General features: G+C 29.6%; 29 protein-coding genes. 3 read left to right on the top strand and 26 right to left on the bottom strand.

Annotation, left to right across the window (positions count from 1 at the left end; genetic code table 11):
- Positions 1-263: 263 nt before the first annotated feature.
- Positions 264-770 carry a MarR family transcriptional regulator gene (locus RYO54_RS03260; RefSeq protein WP_315115642.1) on the top strand — a complete coding sequence of 169 codons (507 nt, stop codon included), beginning with the start codon at positions 264-266 and terminating at the stop codon, positions 768-770.
- A 22-nt stretch (positions 771-792) separates the two neighbouring features.
- Entirely contained in the window at positions 793-1659 is an 867-nt protein-coding gene (locus tag RYO54_RS03255) for an NmrA family NAD(P)-binding protein (RefSeq protein WP_315115641.1), read from the top strand.
- Positions 1660-1730: 71 nt separating this feature from the next.
- Here RYO54_RS03255 and RYO54_RS03250 read toward each other — a convergent pair whose 3' ends face one another.
- The 24 genes from RYO54_RS03250 to RYO54_RS03135 form a co-directional block, all read right to left on the bottom strand.
- A complete protein-coding gene (locus tag RYO54_RS03250; RefSeq protein WP_315115639.1) occupies positions 1731-1925 on the bottom strand; it encodes a hypothetical protein in 195 nt (64 codons plus the stop codon).
- A gap of 81 nt (positions 1926-2006) precedes the next feature.
- Complete coding sequence (locus RYO54_RS03245) at positions 2007-2654, bottom strand: hypothetical protein (protein ID WP_315115636.1); 648 nt, start codon at positions 2652-2654, stop codon at positions 2007-2009.
- A 101-nt stretch (positions 2655-2755) separates the two neighbouring features.
- Positions 2756-3052 (bottom strand): YciI family protein, encoded by a 297-nt coding sequence (locus tag RYO54_RS03240; RefSeq protein WP_315115633.1) that lies wholly within the window; start codon positions 3050-3052, stop codon positions 2756-2758.
- A gap of 62 nt (positions 3053-3114) precedes the next feature.
- Complete coding sequence (locus tag RYO54_RS03235) at positions 3115-3393, bottom strand: hypothetical protein (RefSeq protein ID WP_315115630.1); 279 nt, start codon at positions 3391-3393, stop codon at positions 3115-3117.
- 308 nt (positions 3394-3701) lie between these two features.
- Entirely contained in the window at positions 3702-3896 is a 195-nt protein-coding gene (locus RYO54_RS03230) for a helix-turn-helix transcriptional regulator (RefSeq protein ID WP_003492724.1), read from the bottom strand.
- Entirely contained in the window at positions 3886-4104 is a 219-nt protein-coding gene (locus tag RYO54_RS03225) for a hypothetical protein (RefSeq protein ID WP_315115614.1), read from the bottom strand. Before RYO54_RS03225 ends, RYO54_RS03230 begins: the two co-directional genes overlap by 11 nt.
- A gap of 220 nt (positions 4105-4324) precedes the next feature.
- Positions 4325-5098 carry a nucleotidyltransferase domain-containing protein gene (locus RYO54_RS03220; protein WP_315115612.1) on the bottom strand — a complete coding sequence of 258 codons (774 nt, stop codon included), beginning with the start codon at positions 5096-5098 and terminating at the stop codon, positions 4325-4327.
- A 295-nt stretch (positions 5099-5393) separates the two neighbouring features.
- Positions 5394-6155 (bottom strand): peptidase MA family metallohydrolase, encoded by a 762-nt coding sequence (locus RYO54_RS03215; protein WP_315115609.1) that lies wholly within the window; start codon positions 6153-6155, stop codon positions 5394-5396.
- Between the two features lie 311 nt (positions 6156-6466).
- Positions 6467-6937: a GNAT family protein gene (locus RYO54_RS03210; protein WP_315115607.1), complete on the bottom strand. Its 471-nt coding sequence runs from the start codon at positions 6935-6937 to the stop codon at positions 6467-6469.
- Between the two features lie 332 nt (positions 6938-7269).
- The gene (locus tag RYO54_RS03205; protein WP_315115604.1) at positions 7270-8118 is read right to left on the bottom strand and encodes a PhzF family phenazine biosynthesis protein; all 849 of its coding nucleotides are present in this window, start codon (positions 8116-8118) and stop codon (positions 7270-7272) included.
- 144 nt (positions 8119-8262) lie between these two features.
- Positions 8263-8769 (bottom strand): GNAT family N-acetyltransferase, encoded by a 507-nt coding sequence (locus RYO54_RS03200; RefSeq protein WP_315115601.1) that lies wholly within the window; start codon positions 8767-8769, stop codon positions 8263-8265.
- A gap of 263 nt (positions 8770-9032) precedes the next feature.
- On the bottom strand, positions 9033-9521 hold the full coding sequence (locus RYO54_RS03195; protein ID WP_315115598.1) for a hypothetical protein: 489 nt from the start codon (positions 9519-9521) through the stop codon (positions 9033-9035).
- Positions 9522-9759: 238 nt separating this feature from the next.
- On the bottom strand, positions 9760-10158 hold the full coding sequence (locus RYO54_RS03190; protein WP_315115597.1) for a GNAT family N-acetyltransferase: 399 nt from the start codon (positions 10156-10158) through the stop codon (positions 9760-9762).
- Positions 10159-10714: 556 nt separating this feature from the next.
- Positions 10715-11254, bottom strand: coding sequence for a GNAT family N-acetyltransferase (locus RYO54_RS03185; RefSeq protein ID WP_315115595.1), 540 nt, complete (start codon positions 11252-11254; stop codon positions 10715-10717).
- Positions 11255-11604: 350 nt separating this feature from the next.
- Complete coding sequence (locus tag RYO54_RS03180; RefSeq protein WP_315115593.1) at positions 11605-12102, bottom strand: hypothetical protein; 498 nt, start codon at positions 12100-12102, stop codon at positions 11605-11607.
- Between the two features lie 27 nt (positions 12103-12129).
- Positions 12130-12642, bottom strand: coding sequence for an adenylate kinase (locus tag RYO54_RS03175; protein WP_315115591.1), 513 nt, complete (start codon positions 12640-12642; stop codon positions 12130-12132).
- Between the two features lie 179 nt (positions 12643-12821).
- Positions 12822-13988, bottom strand: coding sequence for an iron-containing alcohol dehydrogenase (locus RYO54_RS03170; RefSeq protein ID WP_315115589.1), 1167 nt, complete (start codon positions 13986-13988; stop codon positions 12822-12824).
- Positions 13989-14148: 160 nt separating this feature from the next.
- Positions 14149-15027, bottom strand: coding sequence for a hypothetical protein (locus RYO54_RS03165; protein WP_315115586.1), 879 nt, complete (start codon positions 15025-15027; stop codon positions 14149-14151).
- 77 nt (positions 15028-15104) lie between these two features.
- On the bottom strand, positions 15105-15326 hold the full coding sequence (locus RYO54_RS03160; RefSeq protein WP_315115583.1) for a PC4/YdbC family ssDNA-binding protein: 222 nt from the start codon (positions 15324-15326) through the stop codon (positions 15105-15107).
- A gap of 95 nt (positions 15327-15421) precedes the next feature.
- Complete coding sequence (locus tag RYO54_RS03155; RefSeq protein WP_315115580.1) at positions 15422-16153, bottom strand: hypothetical protein; 732 nt, start codon at positions 16151-16153, stop codon at positions 15422-15424.
- A gap of 163 nt (positions 16154-16316) precedes the next feature.
- Positions 16317-16577: a TIGR04540 family protein gene (locus tag RYO54_RS03150; RefSeq protein WP_315115577.1), complete on the bottom strand. Its 261-nt coding sequence runs from the start codon at positions 16575-16577 to the stop codon at positions 16317-16319.
- Between the two features lie 102 nt (positions 16578-16679).
- Positions 16680-18227 (bottom strand): methyl-accepting chemotaxis protein, encoded by a 1548-nt coding sequence (locus RYO54_RS03145; protein WP_315115575.1) that lies wholly within the window; start codon positions 18225-18227, stop codon positions 16680-16682.
- Between the two features lie 38 nt (positions 18228-18265).
- A complete protein-coding gene (locus RYO54_RS03140) occupies positions 18266-19909 on the bottom strand; it encodes an FAD-dependent oxidoreductase (protein ID WP_315115573.1) in 1644 nt (547 codons plus the stop codon).
- Between the two features lie 17 nt (positions 19910-19926).
- Positions 19927-20028: a hypothetical protein gene (locus tag RYO54_RS03135; protein ID WP_315115570.1), complete on the bottom strand. Its 102-nt coding sequence runs from the start codon at positions 20026-20028 to the stop codon at positions 19927-19929.
- Positions 20029-20547: 519 nt separating this feature from the next.
- Between RYO54_RS03135 and RYO54_RS03130 the strand changes: the two genes are divergently transcribed.
- Positions 20548-20838 carry a hypothetical protein gene (locus RYO54_RS03130; protein WP_315115567.1) on the top strand — a complete coding sequence of 97 codons (291 nt, stop codon included), beginning with the start codon at positions 20548-20550 and terminating at the stop codon, positions 20836-20838.
- A 213-nt stretch (positions 20839-21051) separates the two neighbouring features.
- On the opposite strand, the gene RYO54_RS03125 is transcribed toward RYO54_RS03130, so the two are convergent.
- Together RYO54_RS03125 and RYO54_RS03120 are read right to left on the bottom strand one after the other, a co-directional pair.
- Complete coding sequence (locus RYO54_RS03125) at positions 21052-22065, bottom strand: Fic family protein (RefSeq protein ID WP_315115565.1); 1014 nt, start codon at positions 22063-22065, stop codon at positions 21052-21054.
- A 205-nt stretch (positions 22066-22270) separates the two neighbouring features.
- Positions 22271-22609, bottom strand: a complete 339-nt coding sequence (locus RYO54_RS03120) for a hypothetical protein (RefSeq protein WP_315115562.1) — start codon at positions 22607-22609, stop codon at positions 22271-22273.
- Positions 22610-22669 lie beyond the last annotated feature (60 nt).

Genomic DNA, 22669 nt, shown 5'->3' with positions numbered 1-22669 from the left:
AACCACATTCCAAAAAAGCTATGAGCATTTCACTCATAGCTTTTCATCTTCTATTTTACAGTGCTAAGCGATATATATTTTCTACATCCTCAGCAGTTAATGATACTAAACTACCTACTTTGTCTCTACTGCCCATTAATTTCTTTACCATATAAGGAAGGTATTTTTTATTATTACAGGAAACATATACCTAGTCATGTTTATGAAATAAATCTTTACAAATGTAGTAAGGCGACTTACTATATAAATAAGGAGGTTTTATTATGGATGGTTTTAAATTTAGTCTTAGGGATATACCAAAACGAGAGGCTTTAAATGAATATTCTAGCAGATTTCCGGGTATAAATGTAGATGCAGTTGAAAGTTGTATAGCACTTCTCAGGACGGCATCTGATATTTCAAAAATACTTGATGAACATTTTTCTAAGTATGGTATTTCGGAAGGAAAATTTACAATTTTAATGCTTTTGTATCGCCAAAGTGATTATCAATTATCTCCAATATCTCTTAGCAAAAAGGCTGAAGTTACTAAGGGAACTATGACAGGATTAATAGCTGGCCTTGAAAATCAAGGTTTCATAGAGAAAATCCCCAACCCTTCTGACCATAGAAGTTATTTGGTTCGTCTAAGCTCAAAAGGATTATGTATATTGGAGGAGATTTTGCCTATACACTACACCTTAATTGCTAAGCTAATGTCTGGACTTGAGGATGGTCAATTGAAGGAATTAACCTCCTTACTTAATTTTTTATCAAAGAATTTACTTTAATATAGAAGGGTGAGATATTATTATGATACTTATAACTGGAGCAAATGGGCAAACTGGTCGTGCAATAATTAAGGCTTTATTATCTAAAGGAGAGCGGATTAGGGCTTTCGTTCATACAACCGAACAAATTCAGGAAATTAAATCCTTAGGTGAGATGGAAGCAGTTGCAGGAGATATGATGGATAAAAAGGTTGTAGATGAAGCATTTATCGGAGTTAGTGCTGTATACCACATTTGTTCTGCTGTAAACCCTCTTGAGGTTGAGATAGGACAAATGATAATAAACGCTGCTTGCTCAGCCAAAGTAGAGCATTTCGTATATCATTCGGTATTGCATTCCATACTTCAAGATATGCCACATCATCAGAAAAAACTCATGGTTGAGGAACTTCTAGTAAATTCAGGAATCCCATATACTATTATTCAGCCAGCAGTATTTATGCAGAATATACTAGAGTCTTGGAATTCACTTAGTGAAAAAGGCATATTTCAACAGAAGTTTTTTACTACTCAAGAAACTCGCATGTGTATGGTTGACTTAGAAGACTTAGCCGAGGCCGCTTCTATAATTCTTACGAGTCCAGGTCATACGGGGGCTACATATGAACTTTGTGGATCTGAAAATTTATCTTTGTCTGATATGATAGCAGCTATGGAACAGCATTTTGGTCGTGAAATCAAAGTTGAAACGCCTCAAGACGAAATGTTTGCAGCACAATTAAAAAAGCTTGGAGTAGGAGACTATCAAGTAAATACACTATTAAAGATGTTTCAACATTATAATGAACATGGATTTATCGGTAATCCAAATGTTTTGACGTGGATATTAGGTCGAAAGCCAAATGATTTTTCATCCTTCATTCTTAGAACATTGAAAAGCAAAATATAAAAATATAAGGTTAAATCAAAAACCACGACATTTCTATCGTGGTTTTTAGTGATGATATCAAAAAGTTATTATTATTTTTCCCAATACCTTACACACCATATAATATCTGCAATTAGTAAGCCAAATGATAGACCAAAACCTGGGGAACTTATTGCCCAAAAGGTATTATTTCTCATAATTATAGAAAAAGCAACACCTACAAATAAACCAATTATCATTCCAGTGACAAGATATTCATTAAGGCCATCATATTTATTATTGCTCAAGTCAACACCTCCTATTATGTAAATAACGTCCACTACAAATTGGAGTTTGTCTACTTATTATCTTATAAACTGTCTCTAATATTACAGTAAATACCCAAATATTAACTCATAAATAGGTATTATTGAGAATAATATAGCAAAAACCAAAGAAAGCCCTAAAGCTTTAATTCTATTACTCTTATCCTTTTTAACTATAAATAATAGAATTATAGCAAAGATTATTTCTAATATATAAGTGGCACTATATCCCCTATAAGTAGGAATAGTATGTGCAATTATCATTCCTATTGGTATTGCACATATTATATTATTAATTAATTTATCACCTTTTGCATACCAATAACAATAAGCAAAAATAGTAGTTAGAAGAGAGAAAAAGCACCAACCATAAATAATCTTTTTAGAAAAATAATCAACAATTATTATCGAATATAGATAATATGATAATAGCATTGACAAGAAAAATAACGGTACTTTTATACAAGCCCATAAAGGGGTTTTAGATTTTACAGATATATAAGCGCCTAAAAAAATCCAAATACCAAAACCACTACCAAGAAATCCAATATGTACTAATAAAGTACTTAACCAATTGCCCCATTGTGCGAAAGTATCACACCATTTTGCTACTACTCCCATTATCAATCCAATAAAAATAAATGTTATAAGTGTTATTATTTCTTGTTTATTATTTATATTTTCTTTCGATGATTTTAATTTATCTACCAAATTATTCACCTCTACAAATTCCTATTTTTCCTCCTAATTTATTAATATTATTCATTTCTATTTAATCAACTATTCAATATAAATTGGAATTTAAAAGATAGCTATTTATTAAACCATTCACCTAGTGATTGATTAAAATAGTGGGAATTAAACTCTATTAATCTATAATCTTGTATCCCATGAATTTTAAAAGGTTCCTTTGATAAATAAGTTTCTATTTTTTCTATAGACTCTGACTTAATAATAAATATCCCTCCGCTCATATCTACTTTTAGCCCAGACATTAATATCATTCCTTCATCCATGGCTTTTTGAGTATATGACATATGCTCTTTCATAATTTCTTCATTCATCTTCTCAGCATCCTTTATAATTCCTTCAACAATAAAATATTTCATTTTGTTATCCTCCTATTCGTATCTTTCCTATTAAATTTCTAATTGATCTTACAAACTGGAAGTTAGTTTTCTCTTTTTATTAGCAATGGAACACTGTTGACTAAAATAGAAGCAATCACACAAACCCACAATGCTTTTGACATAGTAGGCAGTATATCCATCAAACCAGCCCAGTCTTCATGAATAACTCTATTAGCAGCATCGCTATAGAATGCACATAAAGCCAGAGCTGTTAATGATAAACTACAAAATCCAAACCATTTGTTTGTTTTTCGTTGTATTGCGAAAATAATATTTAATATTGCTGTAATAATTGCAGCTACTCCAAGTAACATCCACATATTTTTTCCTCCACAAATTCCTATTTATATATTAGTCAAACAAAAAACTAATAAACAATTTATAACAATTGTTTATTAAAATATAGAAATTATAGCACATCCTCCATATCGTTAACACTATATTATCACATTTATTAATTATAACTCTATTTTTAAGCACCGCAATATTCAATTTTCAAAGATCCATCGTTCGCACTTTTAAATTCAGCCGTTACTTCGTAATATTTTCAAAATACGTCACTTTATATTTGAATCACGACGCAAAAAATACCGCATATCCACCTTTGAATAATACGGTATCTCAATAATTAATCATCTATTAAAAACAATTCTTCTACACTTGTCTCAAGAAACTTTGCAAGTTTCATTGCTAATTCTAGTGTTGGATTATATTTATTATTTTCAATAGCATTAATAGTTTGTCTAGTCACATTCATCTTAATAGCTAAATCTTCTTGTCTATAGCCCAGTCTTTTTCTAAATTCTTTAATTTTATTTTTCATTTTTGCCTACCATTCTGTTCTTTAAAATAAGCTGGCATATAATCAAAATAACATTTTGGGTGGTAAATAAAAAGAACGGCAACCCAAATTTTGATGTCGTAATATACTCATATACTAACCATATAAATAGAAAAACTATAGTATAGAACCATGCTATTTTTATACTCTTTAGTGAAATATACATTTCCATTTCATCCATCTTTCTCATAATAAGCCTCCTTTTAAATGTAAAATAGTTTTTACATTTATATATTATCTAATCTTTCTATAAATGTAAAGAGTTTTTTACATTTTGTTGTTTATACCGTATTATTCAATTTTCGAAGAACATTATTAGTATCTGCATTTTCAAGAGTTACGTCGTCTTTTAATCAAATCAAGACATAAAAAATACCGTAAAATTCAGTTTTGAATAATACGGCGTTTTACTATATTCTATGTCTATTAAACCAAGGAATAAAATAGTCAATAAGCTTTAAAACTTGTTTCGATGTAACTTCTTCCTTCCCCTTAAGCATTAAATCTATATCTTTAAAACTTGTTTCACTTGGAAAATAATAATTAAGTACAATAATTATATCCTCAATTTTTGTTATCCAACTTTTATCTATTACTGCAACAAGACAATATGCTCCACGAATAATTCTTTTTAAAGCTGAGATTAGCATATTACTATCTACTTCATTTTTAATTATATTATCTTTATAATTTATAAGAGAACTAATAACATCTTGATTTAACGATTGACATATGCTTCTATTAGGTTTCATTTTAGGAAAATTAATAGATAAATCTTCCCCATATATGCAAGTACATATATGCTTAATCCAAAATCCCCAATAGTATAAATTTTCCTCTTTCAAAACATCATTTAGTGTTCCAATATCAAAATCTATTTTAGGAACCATTTTATTCTCTTCTAAAAACTCGTTCTTATGATTATTTAACTTTTCTAACTCTTGACGAGTGAGCTGTAAATTTAATACTATTGATAAATCAATATCTGATTTTCCCAAAATAGCTTCACCTCTACCAACACTTCCATATACATATATGCTATGCAATTTATCATTCAGATCTTGCTTCAATAATTGTATTAGCTCTTCTAATATTAATAAATAGTTTAAACTTATATTATCTTTTGAAGTATAGTTTATTATATATCCTTCTCTATCTGTCCCTATCTGAGTTGGAAAATTCATATAATCACCTTCATTTCTTATTGGTCTTTAGATTGTCTTATATAATTGATTTTTTTAATATTAAGTGTTTTATATAAACCATTATATATACAAACACCGTATTATTCAATTTTCGAAGAACATTACTTGTATTTTAAATATTATATTTATGTTGTAATTTATTTGAATCACGACGTAAAAACACCGTAGAATTCAATTATAAATAATACGGTGTTTAAAACAATTATTCGTTTTTTATTGTTTGACGTTAAATGAGAACATTGTGTATCATGACTATTAAGAATTTCTATTTTGTCTAATCTAACAAGTAATTCACTTTTATATAATCAATCCATTTATCTTGAAGTTCATCTTCGGTTATACTAAAAATCTCTACAAAACTATTTGGTGATTTTATTAAGTTACACAACTTGTCATAGCCAAATAAATTAATTATTGATTCTACTATGGTATATGAGTATTGATATCCATTACGCTTGAAAAACGTTTCAAAATCCTCGCCAGTATCTAGATCTTTAAATGTTGGAATCATATTATTTACTAATCCATTCCTAACGGTTTTTCTTATCCAATTTTCATCATTGTCTTTTGCTTCATAACAAGCAATTCCTTCATTTAACCATCTGGGTGTATCCTCATTTATTTTATTTACTATTATATGTACAAATTCGTGAACTGCCGTATTTAATACGTTATAGAATTGGGAACCTGGTGGTGGATTTAAAGGAGACGCTATTACAATTTTACCTATTCCAAGCCCTCCCCTTATCCAATCAGGTGCATTTGGAAATCCTAAAGCAATATGAAGTTGATTACGGTCTGGATGAACCTCAATAATCAACTTTTCTTGGAGTTGTTGATTGAGTCTATTGGTAATCCTATTATAACTATTTTCAAGAACATCTGAAACTTTATCTATGCATGTCTTATCAAATTCAGTGTAATGAATTATAAAATGTTGAGTTTCTTTTTTGAAATTTAATTTATAATCCTTCCCCATCTCTCTCTCTTTAAACTCTACATTATCCGAACATTCTTCTTTTATTTTTCCTATCATTTTAGTTTTCTCCTCCCAAGATGTTGTGTATACGCAATAAATTACTATTGTGATTTAACTAATAGTAATTATATCATATTTATGCACCAACCAATGGTTATTTTGGTAATAAATATAAAATGTTTTTACTTCTTAACACCGTATTATTCAATTTTCAAAGAACATTATTCGTATCTATATTTTCAAAAGTTACGTCGCCTTTTAATCAAATTACGACGCAAAAACACCGTAAAATTCAAGCTTGAATAATACGGTGTCTTACTAAATTATTCGCTTTTTCAGTTATGACGTTAAAAATGAAAAATGTACATTTATATAACTTTCTTCATTTTAATAAATTCAAATTCTCCACCATTTGTTTTTTGCATATATTTCTCTACATATTGAAACCCTAACTTCTCATATGCTCTTATTGCTCGTTTATTAAATGAAGCAACCGCCAACATAATACAGTTCTGTTTATAATTAAACTTTTCCACTCCAAAGTTAATACCTGCAATCACAAATTCAGGTCCAATTCTTCTTCCCGTTAATTCAGGTTTGAGCCCCAAACCTATACTCATAATTCCACCTTCAAAGAAAAATAAATAAAAACCAACTAATTTACTTTTATCATCTAATACTGTGAAATAATGGTCTGTCCAACTATTCTCATTAAGAAACTCCATTAAATCATCTTCATCAGCCGTCATGTCATAGAATGAGTAAATTCCATTATACTTCCAATTGTATGCAATCTCATTCGCATACTCTTTATTCATAGGAACAAATTTATAATTCACTGTTCACCCCTCCTACTTATAAAATTAAGTTATATTATTATCTTAACTATATCTTTGAAATTTAAGAAAAAGTTATAATATCTTACTATTGTGATTTAACTAATAGCAATTATATCACATTCATGCACCAACGTATGGTTATTATGGTAATAAATATAAAGTAATTTTACTTCCTAACACCGTATTATTCAATTTTCAAAGAACAGCATTTGTATTTTAAATTTTAATGGTTACTTCGTAATATTTTCAAAATACGTCACTTTATATTTGAATTGCGCAATAAAAAATCGCAAATTCAATCTCTTGAATAATGCGATTTTTTACGTTTATTATTATAGTAAAATAGTTCCCTTTGCCAAAATAGCTACCTCTCCAGACACTAATATTTCTTTTTCAGAAATGCTCATAGAAACCTTAATTTTACTAGGTCTGCCGACAAATCTTCCTTGATTTATTATAATCTCATGACCTACATTAAAAATATTATGCTTATATAAATATGCACCTAATGGTCCAGCTGCACTTCCTGTTGCAACATCCTCAACGTTTCCTTGATTATCCCAGGTCCGTCCTTCTATATAATTCACATCAAATATATAAGCAAATTTAGCACCTACTTCTTTTAACATTTCTTCAAATTTAGAACTAATTATTTTTGCATTCTCTATTCCTGACGTTAATGGTACTAATAAGTATGGTAATCCTGTTGATACAACTTCCATAGGAAATTCTTCGCTTAAATTCTCTTCTGACAAGTTCAATGCATGTACATATTTATTTCTCTTCTCTTTTGAAACTTCACAGAGGAATTCCGCTTTTCCTTGATTCATTTGTACTTCATAATACTCCTCTATCTTTTTTGAATTAGCTATAATTGTTTTTTGATTTAATTGAAATGTAATTGCTATATCTTCTTCATTTTTAAAAATATGACTATGAATAGTAGCAGCTGCTCCCAAAATAGGATGCCCCGCAAAATCCAATTCTTCATCTACTGTAAAAATTCTTGCATTAAATATACTATCATCTATTCTTCTCACAAAAATTGTTTCAAATTGCTTAAACTCTTGTGTTAATTTCAACATAAGATTATCTTCTAATTCCTCATTACAAAAAACAACAGTTAATCCATTGCCAGATAAAATTTCATTGCTAAAAACATCAACATGAAAATATTCCATTTTAATTCCTCCTTATATAAAAATATAATTAACATTTATTTTACCTAAAATTATAACATATAGTGTAAATACTGCATATTCATTTTGAATACTACGGTATTTTCATTTTTTTATATTTAGTTTTATCTTCGTAATAGTTTAAAATTACTGTCTTAAATTTAATACATTTTCCAAGCAATAGTAAAACTTATCATTATACTTTAATTTGTACTTAAAACCACTTTTTTCAATTACTTTTTTAGATTGTATATTATTTTGGAAGTGAGAACATACAATACAGCAAGCTTGTTCTTCCATAAATGCATAAGTAACAATTTGTTTAATTGCCTCGATTGCCACCCCTCGTCCCCAGCATAATTCAGATAAAACAAACCCTATCTCTTTAGAACCTACACAAACATTATCCATAGGTTCATGTAATTCAATCCATCCTACTACCTTATTAATTTCTTTAAGTTCAATTGCCCATAGTGAGTTATACGGTTCTTGAATAAACTTTTTTAAAATTTCATTGATTTCGCTAATATTTGCCCTTACCCTAAATCCTGCTAAATCGGCTACTTTCTTATTGGACATAATTTCATGCAAATCATTTAAATCATATTTTGTCCATGCTCTTAAAATTAATCTACTGCTTTCAAGCCTCTTCATCCTAACTCCCTTATGTTAAATATTTAATTATTCGTATTTATTTACAATTATTATTTAATTATAACATATTTTATAAATACCGTGCTATTCAATTTTCAAAGATCTATTTCTATTAATTAACTCGCAAAATAATCAAAATACGTCACTTTATATTTGTATTGCGACGCAAAAACACCGTAAAATTCAAGTTTGAATAATGCAGTGTTATCATAAATCATTCATTTTTTAATTCAAAATATTAAATATGAAAATCCCATATCATTTTATCTTTTTATTATAATACAGTTATAAATTACATGATTCTTACTTTTCCAATCATACATTCGCTTTATGTTGTCTAAATCAATTTCTTCATAATCACAAGGAATAGGCTTAATTCTCTGCTTATCATCAAGCCATATTGACCACAATTCAAGTTTTTGTCCTTCTATAATGTTTTCTTTTAAGTATTCTAGAAGTTGATTTGCACGAGATTTTTTATACCTGAAATATACTGAGTATATAAATGGCTTATTTGTATACCACCTTACATTTTTTTCATATGCAGTACCCTTTGCAATAACTAATTCACCTAAATCATCCTCGTTATCAACAATCGTTACTTTATCATCTGGATTCATTCTTTCCCAAGGAACTAGTTCATGCGGTTTTATACCTAATTTAATTGCTTCTCTCACAGTAATAATTTTCTCTTTTGAGTTATCTAACTCTGGCAATTCATAATCAGTTGCAATAAAAGAATATGCGCTCATGTAATCACTTCCTAGTATAAATAATTTTTATTGGTATTAGACTAATTCATAAAAAATTACAAGTATGATTTAATCCACTTAGAATTATACCACATTTTCTGGATACTTTTATATTTGTATAAAAGTATAAAAATTTTCAAACACCACATTATTCAATTTCCAAAGAACATTATTCTTATTTCAGATTTTAATAGTTACGTCGCCTTTATTTCAGATTCCGAATTGATTTACTTAAAACTTAATCATTTTTTCTCCATAGTCCTCCAGGACATGAAGTAAAACCACAACCTTCATAAAAGTCGCGATTATTTTCTTCAAATGTTACTGTTACAATAGAAATTCCCCTATTTTCAGCCTCTTGCATTAACCTTTTTACAAGTGCATTGCCAATACCTTTTCCTTGATAATCTGGATGAACAATAATATCCTCAAGATATCCGTGTTCTATGCCTGGACCTACCATATATCCAAATGCGATCAGATTATAATTCTTATCCCGTAACCCTGCCCAAAATAAACAATGCTCAAATAAAACAGGATAGTCGCTATCTCTTCGTTCCCACCCTACAGCTTGTCTAAGATCTGGAATCTCATGATTTTGAATTTCTAAATTAATTAATATATTACATTTTTCCATTTTATCACCATCTCTTTATTAGTTATGAATTACAATTCCAGCTAAATTAATTAGTAATTATAGCATATAATAGTGTTTATTATTATTTTTAGATAGATAAAAATTTTAATTCTATTTACCATATTATTCAACTTTTAAATAACATTCTTTTTCTATTTAATATTTATATATTTTAATTTATTCTTTAATCAGTATGCATCATTATATAGAGAAATAATATATTTATAGATAATAGTATTAACTTTGTAAATATTATTATCATGATATAATCTTCACTAAATTGGAGAACCAACTTATTTTATAACATATTCTTTCATCTGTTTTATTATCTATGATATCATATGTGCAAACAGTGTTGACCAGTTTTCCTTTGCATATTTAGATTTCTTTTCACTTATATACTATAAGCTACTTATTAAAGTTAATATAAAGTCGCAAAATTTTTGTATTGCGGCGTAAAAACACCGTAAAATTCAATTATAAATAATACGGTGTTTAAAACAATTATTCGTTTTTTATTGTTTGACGTTAAATAAGAATATTGGTATTTATATACTTAATACTTAAAGTCATTCCAGTTTACTGGAGTAACTTGTCCACTTGCCCAATCAACTTTTATTATGCCATAACCAATTGCATCATATAATTTTCCATCTTTACTTGGCCATGCTTTCCGAAAATGTGCTTCTTTAACAAAAGCACACTTATGAAAAACGCATCTCATAGCATAATTATCTTCTCTTGTATTTCCCTCTATTCTCTCTGTGTTAGGGAAATTATTAAATATATAACTACTAATCCATTTAACAGCAATTGTCCCAATTCCCATGCCTTTGTAGTTGTTTAAAATTCTTATATCAAACAAAGGAGTATCATCATATAAGTCATAAATCCTTATCATTCCTACTTTAGTATCTTGATCTAAAGCAATCCAAAATGTTTTGCAATCATCTCCGTTATAATATTGGTTTTCATAACTTGCTCGAATACTTTCTGGCTTTGGATTTGGTATTCCATGAAATTCCCAGGTATCTGATGTTAAAAACTCGATAAGCGTATCAATTTCATCCTTAAATTCTTGAAAATATATTTTCATTACTTTATTCCCCTTAACTATTCGTAATAAATTACTATTGTGATTTAACTAATAGTAATTATATCATATTTATACACCAACTAATGGTTATTTTGGTAGTAAATATAAAATGTTTTTACTTCTTAATACCGTATTATTCAATTTTCAAAGAACATTATTCGTATCTCCATTTTCAAAAGTTACGTCGCCTTTTAATCAAATTACGACGTAAAAACACCGTAAAATTCAAGCTTGAATAATACGGTGTTCAGGTAAATTATTCATTTTTTAGTTGTTACGTTAAATAAGAAAAATATATATTAACTAAGCCAAGCATTATGCTCGTTTTGTTCAATGAGACAAATTGGAATTTATGAGTTAATCAATAAAATGCTTACTCCCACAAATAAGCATGGAAATATTCCTATTAATATTCCTATTAATCCATGAATAAAATGATACTTTTTTTGATGATATTCTTTGTCCATATGTTCAGTACCAGGTAATCTTATTACTTTAATATTAGCAAATAAAATCCAATCCATAAAGAAACAATCCCAAACATTAATTATAAACCAAATAAAAAAGCTTCCTAAAAAACCTTCTAAAAAAGTTTTTGCCTGAGCTAAACTCATTAGTCCAACAAGTACTATAATGCTAAAGAAAAGAAATATTCCCTTCTTAATTATAGCTGTTTTGCTTAATGGTTCTGCTGGTATTCTTTCATGGGTTTTAAAATATTCTTCTTGAATATCTTTTGGATAATCATGAATCCACCAGACTGGATTTTTACATAAAGGAATGAATATAACCAAATTAAAAATCATTGTTATAATTACAGTTTCTATTAATAATATCCACAAATTCATACTTCAACCTCCAACCCAAGCTAGAATTTACAACTCTATATCAATGTTATAATATTCGTCTATTAGTACATAATTGCACTTATGTTTTTGACACATATTAAGATTTAGTAAGTTCTCTTCTATAAGCATTTCTTTTGTACAAAATGAATCATCTACACGCTGTTCTATAACATTCGCATAATTTTTTATTTCAAAAAAATGATTATCAATATATTTCTTCGTCATAATAAGGCAAAAATACTTGATTTCATTAAGGTACGCTTCACTAAAACTGTTTTTCCAATCAAAAGGAATATAGCAGCCTTCAATGATAAGATTTTGATTGTTTTCAATATTTGTTTTGATAATCTCCCTAATAATAGGCCAAAGATAATTCGTTAAATCGTCATCATCTTCTGGTGTCAACGTTGTATTTCCACTCCTAATAAGTCCCATTTTCAGATGGTCAATAGACATATACGGAAACTTGTATTTTTCAAGTAATTTTTGTGCCAGTAATGTTTTTCCTGAATGCGAACAACCCGTAATTAAAATAATCATATTTCCTCCATCAAGTCATATTTGTCTATTAGTCAAATAGACTTTTTCACTATACTTTACTAAAAATTATAACATAAGCCAAGGATACTTTTAATATCATTGGCTTATTATCTTGCAGATATTATAAAAAAAGCTATGAGTATTTCACCCATAGCTTTCTTATCTTCTATTTTACAGTTTTACAGAGCTAAACGATATATTTTTTCTACATCTTCAGCAGTTAGTCCTACTAAACTACCTACTTTATCTCTGCCATCCATTAATTTTTTTACCATCTCTGGAATGTCACTTTCCTTTGCACCAATCTCCTCAAAAGTTAGAGGCATACCAATGGATTTTAAGAAGTTCTCAAATCTGTGGATTCCTTCTAATGCAGTTTTTTCAGGGTTTTCAAAGTCCATTTGGCATCCCCATACTCTAACTGCCATTTGAGCAAATTTGTCCACTGCATTTTTCATAACATGTTTCATCCATGCAGGGAATATAACCGCAAGACCTGCTCCATGAGCTACGTCGTATAGTGCTGACAGTTCATGTTCTATTTGATGACTGCTCCAATCTTGAACACGTCCTACTCCACAAATATCATTATGAGCTACCATTCCTGCCCACATTATATTTGCTCTAGCATTGTAGTCATTAGGATTTTCTAAAGCCTTCGGTACTTCCTTAATCATGGTGAGCAGTACACCTTCGCAAAGCCTATCTGTTATTTCAACATCTTTGGTGTTTGTAAAATATCTTTCAAATACGTGAGCCATAATGTCTGTAGCACCACAAGCTGTTTGATAGTCAGATAAAGTAGTAGTTAATTGTGGGTTTAATATGGAGAATACAGGTCTAAGTGCATCTCCACTGGCACCACGTTTTAACATGCCATTTTCATGAGTTATAACAGAATCACCAGATCCCTCACTTCCTGCTGCAGCAATAGTTAATATAGTACCCACAGGAATTGCTTTTCTTACTGCTTTTCCCTGATAAAAGTCCCAAAAGTCTCCATCATACTTTGCACCTGCTGCTATAGCTTTTGCGGAATCTATAACGCTTCCTCCACCAACAGCTAGGATGAAATCTATATTTTCTTCCTTGCAAAGCTTAATACCTTCATAAACCAAGCCGCTTCTTGGGTTAGGCTTTACTCCGCCTAGAGTTTTATATGTTATACCACTTTCTACAAGAGATTTTTCAACTCTTTCAAGCAAACCACTTTTAACAACAGAGCCTCCACCATAATGGATTAAAACATTACTTCCACCAAAACGCTTAACATATTTACCTGCCTCATTTTCGGTATCTTTTCCAAAAACAAAATATGTTGGACTATAAAATGTAAAATTGTTCATATAACCCCTCCTATAATCACTTAATTACTACACTTATTATATTATAAAACAGTTCTGAAGATTATTCCAAATTATCTTTATCTCTCCACATACCCTTTGATTATTTGGACTGGATTTTCTTATTTTATCAATTTGATTTTTGCACAATCATATGTAGTTTTTAAACATAAATTGCAACAGGTATAACATTAATCCCTGGTCCATTTACCTTCGTAGTAAAATTATCTGGCACCAATATCCCATTACTATTTAGTATCATTAAGTAAGGAGCTAAGGAATCTAAGAATCTATTATAATAATCGCTTGTAGCTGTTTTCCTTAGCAAGTCAAAATAATTGTCTTCATCTACGATTCTAGAAATTTTCCCCAAAATCCTCACTTCTGAATATGCTAAATCATATACATAAGCATTTTTGTTTGAAAAATAATCTAAATTTACAGTTAACACCACTTTACTCTCATCTATATTTAGAACCATATCAGTGGTGTTATTCATACTTAAGGAATCACTTAAAAATTTTAATTGGCCTAATATAAATGTAATATTATTTAGACCAGATAACTTTTCCCTTATTAAATTATCTAAAAGTTTAATATCATAAGACTCTATTACGCCTATCAATGTATTAATGGTTGGCAAGAGGGAAGTTGTTATCATATTTGCAGTAAATTCTACATAATCCCCGCTCTTTATTTCACCTTCAAATATATCTTTCTCTATTATCGGTTTAATCATATTTCTCTCAAGCATCATAGATCTAACGGTATTAAATCTGGAGAAATTGGTAAATATTATTGTCGAAGTAACATCATTTACAAACTCTACTTCACCATGTAATTTTCCCAAATCCTTTTCATTATTAACAGCATATATTTTTGGTATAGTTTTTTGCAATCTACTTTCTTGTGTATTTCTAAAATGGACTTCTAACTCTTTCCTATTCCTAACATTTCTACTTTCTTCAAATCCCCCACACATTAACGCAGCTAAGTCTAACATTAAGTCTTGGTTTATATAAATTGGTATGCCATTTACCATAAATTACTCCCTTAAATTACTATAATACATAATATTTAAAGCATAAAGAGAGGGTTAATATTAAGTTATATCCTATTTTACAAATCCATTTCATTTAATATTTCTTTAAGCTTTTTTAATTCTTCAACTGTTAAGGTAACTCCCTTACCCATCTTTTTATGTTCTTGGTCCCAATCTCTAATATCATATTTAGCTTCTTTTTCATTCCAACTTATAAGGTTTAATTCCTTTACCCAGCCCTTTGATGATTCTGAAATAGTTCCTAGACTCTCTTTTATTTCATATTTTATATCTGCCATAGTCTCACACTCCTATAATATAAATTATACCACGTTTGCTAATTTAAAATTCTCCTATTTCATACTTATGATTCTTTAAGTTTTTTTAATTACTACTAATTTAAATGCTTCTTAGCTTCCTTTGCTATCCATAGTTTATTTCCTGACTCTGCTACTTCTTTATATTTATTCTGTGCCGAATCAATATCTCCAGTGTTTTCATCTATTTTTGCTAAATCATATAATACACCTATCCTCATACGCTTGGTCATTTTTTCGTTCAATAATTCTTGAAATTTTTCTCTACTTTCCTCATATCTATTTAAAAACAAAAGTCTTTCTGCCACTAGTAATTTCATAGATAAAATCATTCTTGAATTCACAGGTGGTAATAAAGGAATTTGCGTCTCAAATATTTCCTCGGCATGAGAAATTTCTCCAAGTTCATATAAGCAATATAATAAATCTATCGTATATATGAGTAGCATTCCATTTTTAGCTGACAAATAAGTTTTGTCAATTGACATTAAAAGTTCTTTTGCTTCTTCAAATTCCCCCATGGTAATAAGTCCTACTGCCTTATCAATATTCAAATAAGTATTATATTTATCTTTTTTACCTATCATATCCCTTTGTTTTTCTGTAGCTTCTAAAAATGCTTGTGGATCACAATTTTCTTCTAATAAATTAACCCTTTTTTTATTTCGCACATTTGCAATAATTATATAGCCAATTATTACAGTAACAAATGTAATGCTTCCTGATATAATAACATTCTTCGTTAACACTGATAATATAAGCATCAACGAAAAAGTAAAAACTATAAATCCTATACGGTTTACTAACATATTACTATCTCCTTATCTTACAATGATTTGCCAAATTAATTTTACCATGGATTTACATTGTTCACAATAATAAAGACATGCCTTAAAGCTTCAGATAATATTTTTACCTGAAGCTTTTATTTTTTCAATTTCCTTATTTACAACATTTTTTACTCCATCTAAACTACTGGTTATTTATTTTACTTTTTATTTCATCTATTATTGATTTTCCGTCTTCACCTATAATACTAATTAATTTCGATGGCATGAATCCATTTTTATAAATTCTATCCTCATTCTTTTCTATCATTTCAATAATTATTTCCTCAAACTTTTCATAAGAAATTAGTCCATCATTATATGTATCAACTAAATCCTTAATTTTATGTCCTAGTTCTTTAGGATTTTTATATACTGTTCTCATAGTAGCTCCTTTATAAATCATAAATTTTAATATAATTATAATACATCCTTTGATGAATTATTGCAAAGAAAAAAATAAGTCTTTGACTTATTTTGATGAATTAAAAAGGCCATGAGGTCAACCTCATAGCCTTAAATCTGCCATCAATATTCCAGTAACTTTCCCTAGATTATCTTTAACAGGCACTGCCATGGCAATGCAGTAATTATTAGTATCTACTGAAATATACGGTTTTGACATAAATTCCTTGCCTGTAATGGCTTCTTTAAAATATGGTCGGTGTGCAAAGTTTACGTACACCTCTTGTTCCTTATAATCCAAGGTTATAGCCTTTCTCATGCCATCCTCTTGCATGGTTGCAAGCAATTCAAATTCAGGATATTTTATTAGCTCTTCCTTTAGATAAGCAGTAGAACTAGAGTATTCCATAGCTGATAAGCAGGGTGCTTTAGATATTTCCCTCAATATCTTTATACCATTTTCTATATATCTTTGAGTATTACCATCTATTTTATAATTTTTTACAAAGGCAGCTATGTACTGTTCTATCTCCTTATTCATATCCAAAAGATTGGACAATCGTTTAAAGGTTTCTTCCGTAGTATTAGCTTGTTCTTCGGCGGAGGCTGCCATTTCTTCAGTAGAAGCTGCGATACTTTCAAAAGTATAGGATGTATTTTTAATAATATCTACAACCTTATCTATCTTATTTTCTTGTTCATCTATTTGGCTGCTTATTTCACTAAATACATCAAAGGTACCTTTAGTTTCAGTATTTATCTTTTTTAAATACTCTCTAGTGGTGTATGAAAAATTCACATATTCTTTAATTGAATGTATTTCCTCTTCCATATAATTAGTAATACTATGTATTTCCTCTTTTATTCCATCAACAACCTGCTGTATTTGCTTTGATTGCACGGTGGAGTCTTCCGCAAGTTTTCTTACCTCATCAGCTACCACTGCAAAGCCTTTACCCGCCTCTCCAGCACGAGCTGCTTCTATGGAAGCATTGAGGGCCAGAAGGTTAGTGCTCTTACTGATCTTGCTAACCTTATCCGCTATGCTTTGTATTAGTATAGTCTGATTTTCAAGCTGCTTTATCCTATTAGCGGTTTCGGCACTGGCTTTGGCTGATTCGTCCAATTTTTCAATAAGCGACTCAAAGTTTTCGTAGCTTGCATCAATTGTTTCTATAGTTATATTAGCCCTCTGACTTACTTCTTCAGATTTTTTTACTATCTTTCTTGCAGTATCCATGGCTTCACAGGAATACTTTTCTGCATCTTTTATAGAAGCAATTTGACCCTCCATGGATTTAGCAATTTCATTTATAACCTTAACCGTCTCTTTTGTTGATGCATTAATCTTCATGGTATCCATATTTAATTCACTGGTATAGTTAATAGTTTTATCTGTGAGGGTGATGATTTGCGCCACCAAATTTCTAAATTTGGCAACAAGATTGTTTAAATTTGAATGTAATGAATGTAAAAACCCCTTCTTCTCCACATCTATTTTTTGTGTAAGATCACCCTGTGAAATATTAAATAGTAAATTATTAACTTTGTTAGACTTTTCTCTCAGCTGCCTTGTTAAAAAAACAGTGAGAAGTATCCACACAATTTGCATAGCAATTAAAATATAGATTATAATCTTGTACTTTTCCATCGTCGCCCCCCCTAATAATGAGCCAATTACGCTAAAGACTACTTATTCCTTTCATCTAGCAATAATTGCTCATAAAACTTATATCCTCCACTTAAGTTTAAAGTATTAAATCCTCTTTGCTCTAAAATCCTTTGAGCTATATAACCCCTTTGACCAACTCGGCAATATATATAATATTTTTTATCTTTATCTAATTCATCAATTCTATCACGCAACTCATCCACTGGAATGTTTATAGAGCCTTCTATTCTTCCTTGCTCATTTTCCATTTCCGTGCGCACATCTAAAATAATATCTTCTTTAGGGATATTTTCTACATCTTCAATGTAAAATGGCTTCATGGTTCCATCTAATACATTACCCGCCACATATGCAGCCATGTTGAGAGGGTCCTTTGCAGAAGAAAAAGGTGGTGCATATGCTAGTTCTAACTCCTGAACATCGTGAACAGTAAGCCCTGATCTCATGCTACTTGCTATGGTATCAATTCTTTTGTCTACTCCTTTATATCCTGCGATTTGTCCCCCTAAAATTTTCCCTGTGTCTGGAGTAAATAGGAGTTTTATCGTCATGAACTGAGCTCCAGGATAGTATGTAGCATTGGAAGCAGAATAAGTGATAACCTTTTTATAACTAGTACCGTTTTGCTTTAAGGTTCTTTCACTTTCCCCTGTAACGGCTGTGGTCATGTCAAATACCTTTGCTATGGCAGTGCCTTGAGTTCCGTTATATCCCACTTTCTTTGAAGCTATATTGTCCGCAACTATTCTTCCTTGTTTATTTGCAGGACCTGCAAGGGGAATTATATTTTCCTTGCCGCTACCAAAGCTTTTAACAGCAACAGCATCTCCAAGGGCATATATGTTACTTTGAGAAGTCTTCATAAACTCATCAACTACTATTTCTCCTCTTCCCCCAAGCTTAATTCCGCTATCCTTTAAAAATTCTGTTTCAGGCCTTACGCCTACGCTCATTATTACTAAATCCCCTTTTATTTCACGGCCATCCTCTAAAAGCACGTAGTTATCACTAATTTCTACTACTTTGCTATTTAGGTATAAGGAAACTCCATTTTCTCTTATATGATTATGAATTTCATGGGACATATCACTATCAATAGAGGCAATAACGTGGTCTGCCGCTTCTATGATAGAAACATTTATTCCTAAGTGCTTTAAGTTTTCCGCCATCTCAATTCCAATAAAACCTCCACCAACTACAATGGCACTTGATGGTTTTTCTCTATTTATATACTCTTTAATCTTTAGTGTATCTGGAACTGTTCTTAGGGTATATACATGGTCTTTATCTATGCGCTTTAGATTTGGAACTATAGGCTTTGCACCAGGTGATAGCACTAAAACATCATAACTTTCTACATAACTTTCGCCGCTTTTATGATTTAAAACTGTCACTTCTTTTTTATCCGTATCAACACTTAAAACTTCATTTCTTACTCTTACTTCAACATTAAATCTCTTTCCAAAGCCCTCTGGAGTTTGTAATAAAAGCTCTTCTTGGTTCTCAATTACATTTCCAATATAGTAAGGTAACCCACAGTTTGCATAGGATATAAAGTCACCTTTTTCAATCATAATTATTTCTAAATCTTCTCTATTTCTTCTAAGCCTTGCGCAAACTCCAGCGCCTCCAGCAACTCCACCAATTACTACTACTTTCATAATTCATCTCTCCTTTTCTATCTTATTTCATCCCCATCCTTTGTAACTAAAACCATATCTTCTATATTGAACCCACCAATTCCCCTAATATACATAGGTACTTCTATACAAAATATCATTCCCTCTTTCATATAATATGAAGCAATTTATGTGCCAATAAATTAGGCAAAGCAAAGCCTATGGTATTCTAGTTTACAACCAGAAAAAAATGGTTGAATTGTATTCATCTAACCTATTTAACCCATTTTGCCCATTTAATTAAGGATGGAAACTTTATTCATCTTTACACTATTCTATAAATATTATCAAATTTCCTTTTTAGTCTTTTCACTTTACCTTTTGCATCCTTGTCCTACTCTTAATAAGGTTTCATAAAAAAACTATAAATCCAATGCGGTCTACTAACATATTATTGTCTCTTTATATTACAATAATCTACCAGATTAATCTTACCATGAATTTACATTAATCACGATGATAAAGACATGCCTTAAAGTTTCATCATAGAATCATAAAATTTAAATTAGTACATGCCCTATTGATTATAATATTTTTCATGTTATAGTTATAAGTAAATTAGGAAATATATGGATTAGACTTTAGAGAGAAATCATATTTAGTGATAGGGTGGTTTTATAATGAATAAAGAGTGTAAAAGAAAATATAATTTTACTTTAGCTATATGTACTTTTATTTTTATAGCAATGAATTTTATAGCAATTCATTTTGATAATAAGGGAGCAAATTGGATAACTATAAAGGTTTTAAGATCTATTGGAATTATGCTATGCATTCCTATAGGTATAGTTAATTATAAATGTAGTACAAGAGATACACCCAAAAAGAAGTCTTTAAAATATTTGTTTGCTTTTTCTTCTATTTATTTATTAGGAATAATTCCTCTGTTATATTTTATTTGGAGATATTAGAATAGTTGATAGTTATATAAGGTGAAAATGCGTTAGTTTAAGAATATTAATTCTATGAACTAGCGCATTTTGTTACCTATAATCATATTTTTCTGTATAATTTAATTATACTAACATATGTTAGCAATGTAATGCTTAAACAAGGCGAGTGATTTGCTTCTTGCTATTTGTCAATTGGCATTATTTCAATCTTCTCCACTTGGCATTTCTTCCCTATCCTATGGATTCAATTTTTTCCTCTCTTTTCAAATTATTAAACACTCGATTTATAGTAGACTCTCCAATATCTGGGCATTTTTTTCTTATGTCTTCTTTTGTAAAATACCCTAAAGTGTTTTCTATTGCTTTTTCAACTCTATTGGATTTACTTCCTCTTGCCTGTTCTATAAATCCAACTCTGCTCTCAAATTCTCTATATGCTGCTAATATAGTCCCTAAAAAATATTCCATCCAAATTAACTCATTATGTTGTCCTTCATGCCAAAGCATAGAGGATTTATTTAACGTTTCATAATAACTTTCCTTTGAGTCCTCTATTATCTTTTCTAAACTTATAAATTGTCCTACATTGTATCTACTTTTATAAAGTAAAAGTAACGTCAGTAGCCTTGCCATTCTTCCATTACCATCATTAAATGGATGTATGCATAAAAAATCTAAAATAAAAGAACTAATTAAAATTAAATCGTCAACTTCTTCATTTATTATCTCTTCTCTATACCTTGCACACAAATCGCTCATATATATTGGTGTACTAAAGGCATCTACTGGCTTAAATCTTATATATTTACTACCATCAGGCAAAATCTCTTCTATTATATTATCTTGGGTTTTCCATATCCCACCTCTCCCTGGACTGTATTTATATAAATCTCTATGAAGTTGAAGTATAACTCCTTCTGTTAAAGGTATAGCGTTATGTCCATTATGTATGGTATCTAAAACATCCCTATATCCTGCGATTTCAACTTCACTTATATCCTTAGGAGTAATCTTATTATTCACTATATCTCTTAATCTCTTATCGCTTGTATATATTCCTTCTATTCTGTTTGATGACTCAGCACTTTGTATTATAGATACTTCTTTTAGCGTTTTTAGTATTTGAGGGCTTTGCTTCATATATAGTTCTTCTTTTCCTTTATACTCATTTATCAAAGATATTAGCTTAACTATCCTTAATGGAACAGTCATGTTCCTTAATCTTTCTGATGTTAATGATTTCATTATTTCACCTCTTAATAACTATTTCAATAAAATTCTATCATAAATATGTCCAAAATTAAATAAACATATTCATTTGATGCTAAATGAATATGTTTATTTCCATAAATACTATATTAAAATATAATAAACCTATTCATCTCCTATGAAATGAATAGGTTTATTTTATAAACTAAATCTCTATTCTTTTTAAGCTTTTATTTTTTAATTATTCTGATTTACAACATTTTTTATGAATATAATTTTCATATCCTTCAGCCTTACAAATTTCTTCTCCTTGATATATAGGCTCTTTACAAAAATCACAGTCGTTATTAAACATTGCAGTTTTCAATGAATTTGGAATTAATTTTGGCTTTTTCTTTTCTAAATCCTCATCTCTTTTTCTTATATAATTATGGATTTTTGATGCATTATCCCTACAAATTAGCCAGTTAATATAGTAATCTAGGCTTCCTTTAAAATTAGCTCTTGCTTTTTCTTCAGCTACTTGGATTACATATTCCTCTAAGTTTACTGTTAATCTTTTATTATTCTCCTTCTCCATATAACTCTCCTACAAACTTGCTAACTACTAGCAGAGTATGCAGAAGTATTTGAAAGTGTT

Source organism: uncultured Clostridium sp., assembly GCF_963515715.1.
Classification (GTDB): domain Bacteria; phylum Bacillota; class Clostridia; order Clostridiales; family Clostridiaceae; genus Clostridium_AW.
The sequence above is the reverse complement of the archived record's forward strand: the minus strand, read 5'-3'. Positions and strand labels throughout refer to the sequence as shown.